This window comes from Alteromonas sp. ABE4_545 (assembly GCF_056161325.1).
Window position 1 is genome coordinate 75,893 of sequence record NZ_JBSWYY010000017.1, and the last position, 15,763, is coordinate 91,655.

The following is a 15,763-nucleotide window of genomic DNA, read 5'->3' on the forward strand; positions in this document are numbered from 1 at the left end:
GAGAAAAACGGTTGGCGTTAGCCAGCCGTTTTTGCTTTTATAGCAATCATTATTAATAAACACTTTTGTTTACACGCAATTGGTTTATCACAACAGATAAAAAATCAAACGTGATTAGGCCAAGAAGGGAGGATAATTAGTTTGATCAACAAAGCCTGTATCGCCTGCCTCGCGCTCACTTTTCCATTTTCTTCTAACGCAGAAGAAGCATTCATAGCGCCCTTGGTGAAAGAATCAACACTTTTAGATATCACAGCAACCGACTATGTTGTTGCGGTAGGTGAAAGGGGGCATATTCTTGTCTCATCTGATGGCGTTAATTTTGTCCAGTCAGTTGTACCCACAGACGCCACATTAACAGCAGTGAGTGTTATTGGTGACAATGTATGGGCCGTTGGCCACGACGCAACAATCTTACACTCGGGAGATCGTGGTAAATCTTGGGACATTCAGTTTCAAGCACCCGAGATGGAGCGCCCCTTCCTTGACGTGTATTTTTTTGATGAAAATCAAGGCGTAGCCATTGGTGCCTATGGTTTGTTTTATCGTACGTTAGACGGCGGTAACAGCTGGCAGCCCGAACGCCACCAAACTTTGCTTGATCCTATGGATCAAGAATACCTTAACGATATTCGCAAAGAAGATGAAGATTTCTATTTGCAGGAATTGGAATCGATATTACCGCATCTAAATCGAATCAATGTCTATAATGGCGTGAGCTATATTGCCGGTGAAGCCGGACTGCTTGCGCGCAGCGATGATCAGGGGCGAACTTGGCAACGCTACACCTTAGATTACATTGGCTCTTTTTTCGATATTCAATCAGTTGGCGATGATACGCTGGTTGCAGTTGGGTTACGTGGGAAAATTTTCACCAAACACCTTGATGATGATGGGTGGATGTTCGTCAATACCTGCGACACAACCACTCTCAATTCAATTATTCAGGCAAATCAGCAACGTATTGTCGCCGTTGGTAATAATGGTCGCGAAGTCGTATTGTCTCGCCCGTTAATTACACAAGATTACGACCCATATGGCGCGGCGACGCAATGTACGCCTGCCGAAGATGTCGTCGTGCGCCAGAAGAAAGATAAAAGTGCCATTTTGAATGCTGTTTCCTTTAATGGAGAAATCATCGCGGTAACTGCCGACGGCATTCAACAACTTAATTTGGATTAAACGTTTCCATGTCGAAGATTACTCAATTTTCAGAAAAGCTCATTTTCAAAAACCGTTTCGGTGTGATGCTGGCCTTTTTGGCAGCCACGTTATTTTTCATGTATCAAGCTTCGAATATGAAGTTAGATGCCGGTTTTGAAAAAAACATCCCGCTCAATCACGAATATATGCAAACCTACATGGCCCATCAAAAAGACTTTGGTGGCGCCAACAATGTATTGGTGTCTGTGTGCAACCGAGAAGGGGATATATTTAACCAAACATTCTTTGATTCTCTTAAAAACGTTCATGACCAGTTATTTTTTATCAATGGTGTGAACCGTTCTTCAGTAGTTTCTCTGTTTTCGCCTTCAACACGATTTACCGAAATTGTAGAAGGCGGCTTTGCAGGCGGCCCAGTGATACCCGCTGATTTCGATTCGTCTAACCCAGCAGCGCTTGAAAAGGTGGCGGCAAACATTGAAAAGGCCAATATTGTTGGTCGTCAGGTATCAAGCGACTATGAATGCGCCATGGTACAGGCGCAACTGTTAGAACTCGATCCGAAAACCGGAGAGCCGCTTAATACACTCGCGCTAGCGCAAACGCTGGAAGATGAGCTAAGAGGGAAGTTCGAGAACGACAAAATTTCTATTCACATTATCGGTTTTGCCAAAATGATTGGCGATGTGGCCGATGGTGCGAAAGACGTTGTCTTGTTCTTTGCTATTGCGCTCGCGATCACGGGTATCATGGTGTACTTCTTCTGTCGGAATATAATGCTCACCATATTGCCATTAATGTGTTCAATTGTGGCGGTGGTTTGGCAACTGGGGCTGCTGACTTTCCTTGGATTCGGCCTTGATCCTATGTCGATTTTGGTGCCTTTCTTAGTGTTCGCCATAGGGGTGAGCCATGGCGTGCAAATGATAAACGCGGTAGAAAAACGTGTTGTTTCTGGCATGTCTCCACAAGACGCTGCACAAAGTGCGTTCCGAACCCTATTGATCCCTGGTGGCATTGCGCTGTTGTCAGATACCGTGGGCTTTATGACATTATTGGTCATTGATATTGGCATTATCAGAGAGCTGGCGATTACTGCGAGTATTGGTGTTGCGGTTATTATTTTAACCAACCTAATCTTACTGCCGGTTCTCATGAGTTACTTGAAGTTTCCGGCCCATTACTTTGACCAATTTGAAGGGAAAGAAAACCGTTCTGTTGGGCTGTGGAAATGGTTAGATAAGTGCACGGAAAAGAAAACAGCATCGGTAATACTACTTGTCACTGCAATACTCTTTGTATTTGGCTTTATTCAATCTGAACAAATGAAAATCGGAGATTTGAAAGCTGGCGCGCCTTCGTTACATGAAGACTCTCGCTACAACCAAGACACGGCATTGATCACTGACAAATACGCAGTTACCGTTGATTACCTTTCGGTATTGGTTGAAACCACGCCCGAAGCTTGTACCGATTACACCGTAATGAAAGCTATCGACGATTTTCAGTGGAAAATGGAAAACGTCGAAGGAGTACAATCGGCAGTGTCACTGGCATCGGTATCTAAAACCATCAATGCCGGTTACAACGAGGGCAACGTAAAATGGCAAGTGCTTCCACGTAACCAACAAACCCTAGTACAAGCCATCGCTCGTGTACCAACCTCAACGGGTTTACTCAATGGTGATTGTTCGGTCATGCCGGTTATTCTGTTTATGGAAGACCACAAAGCCGAAACCATTACACGTGTTGTCGATGCCGTAAAAGCGTACCGCAAGGATTATGAATCTGACGATGTGAAATTTAGTTTGGCTTCTGGCCCTGTGGGCGTCATGGCTGCAACAAATGAAGCCGTTAAAGCAGCACAAGTGCCGATGATGGTGTACGTATTTGGCGCCGTAATTCTACTGTGCTTGATAAGCTTCCGTAGCTTGCGTGCAACGCTGTCTGTTGTTATTCCCTTGTATGTGGTCTCGGTATTAGCACAAGCGTTAATGACTTACTTAGAAATTGGCTTAACTGTTTCTACATTGCCGGTTATTGCCTTAGGTGTTGGTATCGGTGTTGATTATGGTATCTATATCTTGTCGACAATGAGTTTAAAACTCAAGCAAGGGGCGTCAGTGAAAGATGCCTACATGGACGCATTAAAAGAACGGGGCAGTGCGGTGTTATTTACTGGCATCACCTTGGCTATTGGCGTAAGCACTTGGGTATTTTCTAGCCTTAAATTTCAAATGGATATGGGCATTTTGCTCACCTTTATGTTCCTTGTGAATATGATTGGTGCAATTGTTGTACTACCTGCGTTAGCACGCTTCCTTTGGTTCCGTCGCGAACAATAATTTTTTTGCATAGATAAGCACAAAAAAGGGCCTTTTGGCCCTTTTTTTTCGCGCTTTTCTGCATAGTTATCTAAGCTGTTAAAATAACGTTAAACTAGGACTTTAAATGGGGTTGGTTTTTGGAGAAAATACCCTTATATACTCTATACTTACCTATACCTACTGGTATTACCACGTTAGTCCTCAAAAAAAGGTTAGCACATGACAGTCACCTCGCAACGCCATTCTGTTTTGCTAGAGAATGTGTTTTCATTGATCGAAAAGAAAGTGGACGCAGAAAAACAACAATTAGTCCAACAATTCGGTCGCCAATTATTCAGTAACATGTCTAACGATGATTTAGAGCATCGCAACGACAGTGACCTCTATGGCGCAACATTAAGCCTCTGGAATCAGTTCGCCGAATTTAACGGTGAACGCCCCTATATTCGGGTTTTTAACCCAGAAATTGATAAACACGGTTGGAACTCAAGCCACACAATTGTGGAATTGATCACCCTCGATATGCCCTTCTTGGTTGATTCAGTCAGAATGGCCCTAAATCGCTTAGGCATTACTGCTCACTTGTTATTGCATAGTCCAATGCGTATTAAACGCAACAAGGATCATGCGCTCACAGAATTTGTGAGCAATGCGAGTCGCTCAAAGCAAGCGCACAAAGAAACGGTGTTCCTGATTGAAATCGACCGTCAAACTGCGAAAAAAGACATCGACGCCATTTCTGTTGAACTCGCGTCAGTGGTAGAAGAAGTTTCACTGGCCGTTGGCGATTGGCAGCCAATGTGCACCAAGTTAGAAACCATCATTAAAGATGTTGAGCAAAATAAACAGCCTTTCTATCAAGATGAAAAAACTCAGGTCAAAAACTTTCTTACTTGGCTCAATGATCACAATTTCACTTTGATGGGCTATCGCTACTACGAAGTGAAAGCGATTGAAGGTGATCATCGTTGGATTCCTGACAACGACTCTAGCTTGGGGCTAATGAAAAATTCAGTGAGCGGCAAAGAGCGCTTATTGTCTAAATTGCCTGCCAGTGCGCGTGAAGAATCTTTAGGTTCGCACCCACTTATATTAACCAAAACCAATACGCGTTCTCGCGTTCATCGTCCTGCGTACATGGACTATGTGGGTGTAAAAGAGTTTAACGACGACGGTCAAGTAGTTGGCGAGCACCGCTTCTTAGGTTTGTACTCGTCTAATTTTTACAACAGCAGTGCCAGTGATGTGCCGCTGTTGGGCGAGAAAATCAAAAAGATTTGTGCGCTGTCAAAGTTTGAACCCAATACCCATGCTTACAAAACGTTTGTTAACATTGTAGAGACCTACCCGCGAGATGAACTGCTACAAACGCCGTCTGAAGAAATGGCAGAAATTGTACGCGGTATATTCCAAATGCAGGAGCGGGGCATTACACGCTTGTTCGTGCGTAAAGATACCTTTGGGCGATTCTTCTCATGTATGATCTTTGTGCCGAGAGAGCGTTATAACACGCAATTGAGAAAAGACACGCAAGCCCTTCTCAAGCATTCATTCGGTGCTGAAGGCGACGTGGAGTTTACTACGTACTTTTCAGAATCAGTTTATGCACGCACCCACTATATCGCCCGAGTGAAAGATAACAACGCGGAATTTGATGTGAAAGAAATCGAACAAAACGTGATTGAGTTGAGTAAAACATGGAATGACCGCTTATCTTCAGCAATCACGGCTGAGTACGGTGAAGCGAAAGGCAAAGCCCTTGAAAAACGTTATCTCAACGGATTTAGCCGCAGTTATATGGAACAAAACCTGCCTAGCGCGGCCTTGGTTGATATTGAAAAGCTCGATCAGCTGAATGAAGAACACACGTTAGATATGTTGTTCTATCGTCCCCAAGAAGAAGACAGCAACAGCGCCATCGTGAAATTAAAGCTGTTTCACAAAGATGAGCCTATTCATTTGTCTGACGTGCTACCCATGTTGGAAAACTTCGGTCTAAAAGTGATCGACGAAAGCCCCTATAAAATCACTTGTGCAGAAGGCAATAAGTTGTGGGTGATGGATTTCACCATGCTACACAAAGCCGACAAGCAACTGGATATGGAAAAGGCGCAAACCTTATTCCAAGATGCCTTTGCAAAAGTGTGGGCCAACCAGCTTGAAGACGATGCCTTTAACCGCTTAATTCTCGGCGCAGAAATGACCGGTCGTTCGGTAACGATTTTACGTGCTTATGCGAAATATATGCGTCAAACGGGCAGCTCATTCTCTCGTGATTACATGGCCAATGCACTGGCGAATTACCCGACTATTGCACAGGCGCTAGTGGCGTATTTCGACGCTCAATTTAATCCTAAGAAAAAGCGTAATCAAAAGAAACTGGATACGCTTCATGAGGATATTCGCACGCAACTCGACAATGTGAATAACCTTGACGAAGACCGCATTATCCGTCGTTATCTCGACATGATGCAGGCAACTTTGCGTACCAACTTTTATCAAGGCGACAGCGAAGGCAATGAAAAGTCCTACGTATCGTTTAAGTTATTACCTGAAAATATCCCCAACATGCCTTTGCCATTGCCTAAATACGAAATATTCGTATACAGCCCAAGAGTAGAAGGTGTGCATCTGCGCGGTGGTCGCGTGGCACGTGGCGGTTTGCGTTGGTCTGATCGTCAGGAAGACTTCCGTACTGAAGTACTTGGCCTGGTAAAAGCGCAGAAGGTAAAGAATACGGTTATCGTACCGGTTGGGGCGAAAGGCGGCTTTATTTGTAAACGCTTGCCTACAACGGGTGGTCGAGAAGCGTTTTTTGAAGAAGGTAAAGCCTGTTATCGCATATTCATTCGTGCGCTTCTCGATATTACTGACAACATCGTAAATGGTGACATTGTTCCGCCTGTTGATGTGGTCCGCTTGGATGAAGATGACCCTTACTTGGTAGTCGCGGCAGACAAAGGTACCGCTACCTTCTCAGATATTGCTAATGGTATTTCTGAAGAATATGGCTTCTGGATGGGGGATGCCTTTGCATCAGGTGGTAGTATTGGTTATGACCATAAGAAAATGGGCATCACCGCACGCGGCGCATGGGAATCGGTTAAACGCCATTTCCGTGAAGTGGGTATCGATTGCCAGACCACAGATTTCACCTGTGTTGGTATTGGTGATATGGCGGGCGACGTGTTCGGTAACGGCATGTTGTTGTCTGAACATACACGCCTTATTTCAGCCTTTAACCACTTACATATATTCTTCGACCCATCTCCTGACGCCGCAGCGAGTTACAAAGAGCGTCAACGATTGTTCGAAAACCCACGTTTGAGCTGGGAAGACTACGACGCCAAACTGATTTCTAAAGGCGGTGGTATTTTTAGCCGTGCGGCAAAATCTATCAAGCTCACACCGGAAATGAAAAAGTGGTTGGGTACACGTCAGGCGACAATGACACCTAATGAACTGATCCACAACATTTTGAAAATGCCAGTAGACCTTATTTGGAATGGCGGTATCGGCACTTACGTGAAAAGTCGCAAAGAGTCGCACAGTGATGTGGGTGATCGCGCTAACGATGATTTGCGTGTTAACGGCGAAGATATTCAGGCCAAAATCATCGGTGAAGGCGGTAACTTAGGGCTGACCCAATTAGGCCGTGTTGAATACGCAGCAAACGGTGGACGAGTTAACACCGACTTTATCGACAATGTGGGTGGAGTAGATTGTTCAGATAATGAAGTGAACATCAAAATACTCCTCAACTCACTGGTCAACAGTGGTGATCTAACCGTGAAGCAACGCAACAACTTGCTTTACGATATGACCGATGACGTAGCCAAAATTGTACTACAAGACTGTTATCGCCAAACGCTGTCTATTTCAATTACAGAACGCTCTGGCGTAGCACAACTAAAAGAGCAATTGCGCTTTATTCACGGTTTGGAGCGCGACGGTGCGTTAAACAGAGAGCTGGAGTTTATCCCGTCAGATGATGAAATTTCAGACCGCTTGGCCAGCGACCGCGGATTGACGCGCCCTGAGTTAAGCGTGCTCATTGCCTATGGCAAGATGGTACTGAAAGACGAATTAAACATTCCTGAAATTACTGATAACGCATACCACAAACAACTGCTGATTGAAGCATTCCCGAAAGTGTTGCGCGAACGCTTCAGTGAACAAATGGAGCAACATCCACTACGCGGTGAAATTATTGCCACGAAATTAACCAACAATATGGTTAATGACATGGGCTTGAACTTTGTCTTCCGTATGCAAGAAGAAACCGGAGCGTCGGTGGATGAAATCGCGAACGCCTACAGTATTATTAAAGGTGTGTTCGACATGCAGTCATTGTGGGAGAGCATTGAATCTCTCGACAATGCCATTTGTGCCGATTTACAGCTGAAAATGCTAGACAGTGCACGCCGTACACTTCGCCGTGCTACCCGTTGGTATATCCGTCATGGTAAGCAGGGCGTAGGTATTCAAGAGGCCATCAATAGTTATCGCGATACGTTTGATTCGTTGTCACGTAACCTGCAAGATTACTTGGTTGAAGACGAATACGCACAAATGGAGTCGCATATTTTGTCATTAACCAATGATGGCGTACCGCAAGAAATAGCCTATCGCGTGGCGAGCTTGAGCAATATGTTCTCTAGCATGGATTTAGCACAAATTGTTGAAAACGGACACGATGTAAAAGTGGTGTCTCGCTTGTACTTCCAATTAGGTTCACGTTTAGAGCTGCATTGGTTCCTAGAGCAAATCAATCATCAAGCGGTGAGCAACCATTGGCAAGCGCTGGCTAGAGCGTCATACCGTGAAGAGTTAGACTGGCAACAACGTTCAATTACAGCAAATTTGTTGTCTATTTATCCTGAGAGCACAGATGCAGACGAATTGCTGAACGCTTGGATGAAGTCTAATAAAGCGCTATTAAAACGCTGGTATCACATGATGAGCGAGTTCAAAACCAGTACAACACACGAATTTGCGAAGTTTTCTGTCGCTTTACGTGAATTGATGCTTTTAAGCGTGAAGGCGAACCATTAAACTACGCGATTAAATGCATAACGAACAAGCCCTGTTAAGCAGGGCTTTTTTTTAGTGGAAACCATGTACCAGATAGTCCAAAAAATACTGCTTCAATGTGAGCCTGAAAAGAGCCACGATTTCACCATTAATTGGCTAAAACGCACGCAGCGTTCTGTCCTCAAAGGGATATATAGCGAAACAGTTGCGGATAAGCCTGTGACAGTTGCAGGGCTATCATTTCCCAATCCCGTTGGCTTAGCGGCGGGTTTGGATAAAAATGGTGAATGTATTGATGCATTTGCGGCCATGGGCTTTGGTTTTGTTGAAGTGGGCACAGTGACACCACGCCCGCAACCGGGTAACCCAAAACCTCGTTTGTTCCGCATCCCAGAAAAAGACGCCATCATCAACCGCATGGGTTTTAATAATAAAGGTGTGGACTATCTTGTCGAGCAAGTTAAAAAGTCAGTGTTTAAAGGTGTTTTAGGGATAAACATTGGTAAAAACAAAGACACGCCCGAAGAAAACGCACTGGACGATTATCTAATTTGTTTGCGTAAAGTGTATGAATACGCCAGTTATGTGACTGTGAATATTTCTTCACCCAACACACCTGGGTTGCGTAATCTACAATACGGCGAAGCGTTAGACCGATTGCTAACCGGTTTGAAAGTAGAGCAGAAAGCCCTAGCTGATAAACACGGCAAATACGTTCCCATGTTTATTAAGATTGCACCTGACCTAAACGAAGAAGAAGTAAACAGCATCGCTGCCTCACTATTGAGCGCGGAAATGGACGGTGTAATAGCCACCAATACCACCTTGTCGAGAGAGCCGGTAGCCGGTTTACCCCATGCAGAGGAAGCTGGCGGTCTAAGCGGTAAAATACTGTGTGACAAAAGCCTCTTGGTTTCCCAACAATTATCCGCTGCGTTGAAAGGCCAAATCCCTATTATCGGCGTGGGAGGGATCCACGATGCTGAATCAGCAAAAGCCAGATTGGCCGCTGGCGCGAGTGTAGTACAAGTTTACTCGGCGTTTATTTATCAAGGTCCCAAACTCATTAAACAGATTGTCGATAGTCTGTAATTGCAGTAAACCAACCAGGTTTTATTATGAATACGATACTCGTCACGACCAGTCGTGGTCTTGATGAACTTCTTAAACAAGAAGTCCTAACGCTCTGTCCAGAGGCAGAAATTAAAGTCGCGCCCGGTCAATTACAATTCTCTGGAGAATTAATCGACGCGTACCGCGTTTGCTTATGGTCACGTTTAGCAAACCGCGTGGTGTGGGTGCTAGCCGAAGGCAGCGCAGAAAGTGCCGAAGCAGTATACGACACCGCAGCTTCTATTGATTGGTCTATGCATATGCGAGCTAATCAAACGCTGAGCGTGCAATTTAACGGTACTAACCGTGCAATCAATAACTCTCAGTTTGGCGGGTTAAAAGTCAAAGATGCGGTGGTCGATCACTTCCTTGAAGAGGGCAGTGTCAGACCCAACGTTGAAAAACAACAGCCAGATATTCTGATACATGCACGTTGTCACAGAGACAAGCTTATTGTGGGACTAGATTTGTCCGGCGGAAGCTTGCACCAAAGGGCATATCGTACCGATACCGGTGCTGCTCCGTTAAAAGAACACGTTGCTGCGGCCATGTTAATGCGAAGTGGTTGGGCGTCGAATACCGATAAACCGCTGTATGACCTAATGTGTGGTTCAGGCACCCTTGCGATTGAAGCTGCATTCATGGCTTCAAATACCGCGCCAGCGCTAAAACGACACCATTGGGGCTTTTCTGAATGGCTAGGCCACAACGAAAGCCAGTGGCAAGCGCTAGTGAGTGAGGCTGAAAACGCAAAAGTGACACCGCCTGCACAAATTTTTGCCAGCGACATCGACCGACGCTTAGTTAATATAGCCAAGCAAAATGCCGACGAAGCAGGCGTGTTCAGCTATATTCGCTTTGCTAATCAAGATGCCGTAAAAGCAGTACCAGACAACACTGCTGGAGCAGGGTATTTAGTATCCAACCCGCCATACGGTGAACGCCTTGGTGAACTTACTTCATTGCTCCCATTGTTCTCACAGTGGGGTCAGCAGTTAAAGTCAGTATGGCGTGATTGGCAGGTTTCACTGCTTAGTAGCAACCGTGAATTATTACGTGTGCTGAAACTAAGAGCGGCAAAAGAGTACGCCATGATGAATGGTAAGCTCGAGTGTAAGTTGGTGAATTACGTCCTCGATGAGGCCAATTGCCAACAGTATGGTGATAGCGCTGAAAATCACGAGTTTGCCAACCGCTTGCGCAAAAACCTTAAAAAGATGAAGCCATGGCTGAAAAAAATCGATACCAATTGCTATCGAATTTACGATGCCGATCTACCTGATTATAACGTTGCGATTGACCAATACGGTGAATGGCTGGTTGTGCAAGAGTACGCACCGCCCAAAAATATTGAGGCTGAAAAATCTCAGCGTCGATTACAAGAGGTGTTATTGCATTTGCCCGCTGTTATGCAAGTGCCCGCAAGTCAGGTGGTGTTAAAAGTACGCCAGCAACAAAAAGGTAAAAATCAGTACGAGAAAATGGACAAGCAAGGCAAGCGCCTCACAATTTGGGAAAATGGCGCTAAGTTATTGGTCAACCTAACCGATTACCTTGATACAGGGTTGTTCCTCGACCACCGCACAACACGAGAAAAAGTCAAAGCTTTGTCTAAGGGCAAAGACGTGTTGAACTTGTTCTCATACACAGGCAGTGTGTCAGTCGCTGCCGCGCTGGGAGGAGCTCGCTCTGTCACTACCGTTGATATGTCTCGTACTTATCTCGATTGGGCAAAAGACAACTTTGAAGCCAATAAGTTGAAAGGGCCTTATCACTTTGTGCAAGCAGATTGTTTACAGTGGTTAGCGACTCATAATGGACAATACGATTTCATCTTTATTGATCCACCTTCGTTTTCCAATTCTAAACGCATGGACCAAACATGGGACGTGCAGCGAGATCATCTTGCCATGTTAACCGACGCAAGAAAGTGTTTAAAAGCAGGCGGTAAGCTTCTGTTTTCAAATAATAAGCGTGGTTTTAAATTGGACGAAAGCGGCGTTGCAGCGCTCGGTTTTTCTATTGACAACATTAGCCAAGAAACATTGCCCGAAGACTTCAAACGCAGACCAAATATTCATCAGTGCTGGTTACTGAGTTTATGATTTTGCACTTTTTTACTGGGCCACATTGTGAATTATGTGATATTGCCGATGAAATACTGTCGCAAAGTCAGTACTATGCATCGCTAGACATTCAAAAGCACAATATTCGTGAAAACACGCAACATTATCATTTGTATGCTGTTCGCATTCCGGTGATCAAGCGGGACGATACGCAAGCAGAGTTGGGGTGGCCTTTCACATTGCAGGAACTGGAGCATTTTCTTGCATGAGTTTGTTACAACTTAAAGATATCACGGTAATTTACGGTAACCCGCCACTCCTCGATGGTGTAGACCTGTTGGTTCAGCCTAACGAGCGAGTGTGTTTGGTGGGCCGTAACGGCAGTGGTAAGTCAACATTAATGAAAGTGATCGCAGGCGATATTATTGCCGATGACGGTCAGCGCATTGTTGAAAATAACCTTGTTATTGCTCGTTTGGAGCAAGATCCACCCGCGACTACAGACATCTCCTTGTTTGACTATGTCGCAGAAGGGTTAGCCGAAGTCGCCGACACACTAAAAGGCTACTTCAAGCAAACACAGTTGGTCGCCACTGACCCCAGCGAGACCAACCTCAATAAACTTCAACGTTTGCAAGAACAATTAGAAACGCAGAATGCATGGAAGTTTGAGCAACAAATTGAACAAGTGCTTACCATGCTGAAGCTTGAGCCAGATACATCGCTGTCGACCTTGTCAGGTGGTTGGCGACGTAAAGCGGCGCTTGCACGCGCTTTAGTGCGTTCACCCGATATTCTGTTACTCGACGAGCCCACTAACCATTTAGATATTGATATGATCCGCTGGTTAGAACAAAGTTTGAAGCAATATCAAGGGTCAATTGTCTTCGTAAGCCACGACCGCGCCTTTATCCGCAATATGGCAACGCGAATTGTGGATCTCGATCGTGGTAAAGTGGTGAGCTATCCGGGTAATTATGAAAAGTACCTAGAGAAAAAACAGCAAGATCTCGAAATCGAAGCCTCACAAAACGCAGAGTTCGACCGCAAATTAGCGTTAGAAGAAACATGGATTCGACAGGGCATTAAAGCTCGTCGTACCCGTAACGAGGGCCGAGTTCGAGCGTTGAAAAAGTTGCGTGAAGAGCGCAAAGCACGACGTGCTTTACAAGGCAACGCTTTGGTGTCTCAGCATCAAGCCCAGCGTTCAGGCAAAATGGTATTTGAGGCCACAAACCTGCATTACGACATTGAAGGTAAAACCATCGTAAAAGGGCTTGATCTTAATGTATTGCGTGGTGATAAGCTTGCTCTCATCGGGCCAAATGGTAGTGGTAAATCAACCCTAATTAAGTTGTTATTAGGCCAACTTCAGCCCACAGAAGGGGAGTGCAGACAAGGCGCTAACTTAGAAGTGGCGTATTTTGATCAACACCGTCAAGGCCTCGACTTAGAAAAAACGGTGATCGATGCCGTGGGCGACGGTAAACGTGATTTGATGGTAAACGGTCACCCCCGTCATGTTATCAGTTATTTACAAGATTATTTATTTACGCCTGAGCGTGTTAATGCACCCGTTAAGTCTTTATCAGGAGGTGAAAAAAACCGCCTGATGCTGGCAAAACTGATGCTCAAACCCAGTAATGTGCTTGTACTCGATGAACCCACAAACGACCTTGATGTCGAAACTCTTGAAATGTTAGAAACACTATTGTCAGAATACCAAGGTACTGTGCTACTGGTGAGCCACGACCGGGAATTTGTCGATAATGTTGTGAACAGTGCGGTAGTATTTGAGGGAAGTGGTTATTTACGTGAGTTTGTTGGCGGTTTTACTGACGTTGAGCAATGGTATGCTGAACAAGACAAACTCAAACAAAAAGAAAAGCAGCAAGAAAGCGTAAAAAATGAAACTAATTCAACTGCACAGAGTCCTAGTGCAAAGTCTTCAACTAGGAAGACGAAGAAGTTATCATACAAAGACCAGCGAGAGCTTGATGCTTTGCCTGCGTTGCTCGAAGAACTCGAAGCGCGCATTGCTTCATTGCAAGAAGTTGTGAATGATCCTGAGTTTTTCAAAAAGTCAGGTGACGAAACAACGCCAATTCTGAATGAGTTGAACGAAACAGAAGAACAATTATCTCATGCTTACGAGCGTTGGGATGAACTAGAAAGCATGCTGGAAGATAATCAGCAGTAAACAGGATTTTGAATGAAACTAAAACAGCTTGCGTCCGCAGTAATCCTTGCGACCTCATCAGTGTCAGCCATTGCCGCAAACTATACGTTATCTACCGTGCCGGTTAACGATTTGGCTTATCATAATTTCGCCAAATCTATTGGCGAAAATGGCGTAATGGTGACAACAACCAAAGATGAGTACAACCCGCCGATTGACTATGATCTGTTAGATTTTGATAGCCTGTCTTTCTTACTCTTGTTTGAAGACCCTAGTGCGGTTGAACAAGAAAACCCGAGTACCGAGGACTACCACCGTTTGTGGGAATACCTCGTTGATGCGCGTGACAATGGAACAATCACAACCCAACACTTAGCCGAGTACCGCAGCTATATTACGGATACCATCGATTACGACGGCGTATTTGGTTTTGACCAATACAAAGAAAAATTCGACGACTACAGTAAAAGCGTTTACACCATCGCTCGTGATGCTGTTAACGGTGACTTTGTTGTAGGTACTACCGAAGGTTATTGGAACGAAATCGACTACGAAGACGAAGACGACAACGAATACACTTACGTGGTTAACGACGTACTTCGCCGAGCATTTGTGCAGATAAACGGGCAGACTTTCGGGCTACTTCCAGACGACGACACCATGGGCGGTTACTCAGATGCGTTTGCAATTAATAACCGACTGCAAGTGGCTGGTTATGGCAGCTCGTGGATCAGCGAAACCGTTGAAGATTACGAAGATGCGTGTGAAGACGAAGACGAGCGTAGCGATATTCCTGAGGCGGTGTGTAAGTACAACATTCGCAACACTTCCAGTACTTTCGTTGGGTTAAGTCAAACCCGCCCACATATTTGGCAACTTGACTCGTCAGGTACAGTGCTCGATGTTGATGTTTACGACTTGGTATTTACGCCTGAATCATCAGACGACAGCCGCTATGTAGCCAGAGCTTATGGCATCAACAATAATGGTATTGCTGTAGGTGATTCTCAAACGGGTGAATCCGTTGTGGTTACTCGCCCGAATAGTAGCGCCGCCTATGAGACTCAACTCGTTGCTGTGGCTTACCAAGACGGCGACACCGTTGAATTGCTACCGCGTAGCGAAAACTTAATTTCAACCGCTATTGATATTAACGATGAAGGTTGGATAACCGGTTATACGTTGCGCGACAGCGACGACACCAACCGTAACAAGTTGTATATCTACAAATTGGACACAGGTGAAACCTTGTTGCCGAGCGGATTTTTCAGTTCATCTGGTGTAACGCCAAGTGCGATCAACAACAACAATATGGTTGTGGGCGCGGCGGATTATGAAGCCACTACCGATACAAACCGAGAAAAGCACGCGTTTTTGTACGATATGGAAGCCGACGAATTCATCGATTTGAACACATATTTGAGCTGTACTGACCAGAACAAATATGAGTTGATTGATGCAGTAGACATTAATGATTCGAATGAAATTATTGCTAATGCAAGAATTCGAATCACTGATACCTACATCAATGGTGAAGATATTTTGGACGACAGCGCAGACACAGACGAAGTCGATAAAATCATTGCGGTGAAATTAACGCCGACCAGTGGTGGAATTGATAATTGTGATGTGGACGAAGAAGGGTACGAACGTCAAGGTGCGTCTTTGTCGTGGTTATTCCCAATAGTTATGCTACCGTTGGTTTTCCTTCGCCGACGTAAGCGCAGCTAACCCGCCATTTTCTCTGTGACAAAAAACCGCATTTATGCGGCAGACTGTTGAAAAAGCCCTAGACGAAAGTCTGGGGCTTTGATCTAATAGGCATAGTGAAATTCGGAGTGTTCACCATGCTAACCCCAAAATCCCCACAACAATACGAG

General features: G+C 45.0%; 8 protein-coding genes. All 8 read left to right on the top strand.

Features of this window, described 5'->3' with window-relative positions:
- Nucleotides 1–141 precede the first annotated feature (141 nt).
- Nucleotides 142–1,182 carry a WD40/YVTN/BNR-like repeat-containing protein gene (locus ACXAH6_RS14710; protein WP_474877999.1) on the top strand — a complete coding sequence of 347 codons (1,041 nt, stop codon included), beginning with the start codon at nucleotides 142–144 and terminating at the stop codon, nucleotides 1,180–1,182.
- 8 nt (nucleotides 1,183–1,190) lie between these two features.
- A complete protein-coding gene (locus ACXAH6_RS14715) occupies nucleotides 1,191–3,509 on the top strand; it encodes an efflux RND transporter permease subunit (protein WP_474878001.1) in 2,319 nt (772 codons plus the stop codon).
- Nucleotides 3,510–3,710: 201 nt separating this feature from the next.
- The gene (locus ACXAH6_RS14720) at nucleotides 3,711–8,546 is read left to right on the top strand and encodes an NAD-glutamate dehydrogenase (protein WP_474878003.1); all 4,836 of its coding nucleotides are present in this window, start codon (nucleotides 3,711–3,713) and stop codon (nucleotides 8,544–8,546) included.
- Nucleotides 8,547–8,609: 63 nt separating this feature from the next.
- A complete protein-coding gene (gene pyrD, locus ACXAH6_RS14725; protein WP_474878005.1) occupies nucleotides 8,610–9,617 on the top strand; it encodes a quinone-dependent dihydroorotate dehydrogenase in 1,008 nt (335 codons plus the stop codon).
- Between the two features lie 26 nt (nucleotides 9,618–9,643).
- Nucleotides 9,644–11,743 carry a bifunctional 23S rRNA (guanine(2069)-N(7))-methyltransferase RlmK/23S rRNA (guanine(2445)-N(2))-methyltransferase RlmL gene (rlmKL, locus tag ACXAH6_RS14730; protein ID WP_474878007.1) on the top strand — a complete coding sequence of 700 codons (2,100 nt, stop codon included), beginning with the start codon at nucleotides 9,644–9,646 and terminating at the stop codon, nucleotides 11,741–11,743.
- Nucleotides 11,740–11,973: a glutaredoxin family protein gene (locus tag ACXAH6_RS14735; protein WP_474878009.1), complete on the top strand. Its 234-nt coding sequence runs from the start codon at nucleotides 11,740–11,742 to the stop codon at nucleotides 11,971–11,973. Before rlmKL ends, ACXAH6_RS14735 begins: the two co-directional genes overlap by 4 nt.
- Complete coding sequence (uup, locus tag ACXAH6_RS14740; RefSeq protein WP_474878010.1) at nucleotides 11,970–13,904, top strand: ATP-binding cassette ATPase Uup; 1,935 nt, start codon at nucleotides 11,970–11,972, stop codon at nucleotides 13,902–13,904. The genes ACXAH6_RS14735 and uup overlap by 4 nt, the downstream gene beginning before the upstream one ends.
- A gap of 12 nt (nucleotides 13,905–13,916) precedes the next feature.
- Nucleotides 13,917–15,614 carry a DUF3466 family protein gene (locus ACXAH6_RS14745; RefSeq protein ID WP_474878012.1) on the top strand — a complete coding sequence of 566 codons (1,698 nt, stop codon included), beginning with the start codon at nucleotides 13,917–13,919 and terminating at the stop codon, nucleotides 15,612–15,614.
- Nucleotides 15,615–15,763 lie beyond the last annotated feature (149 nt).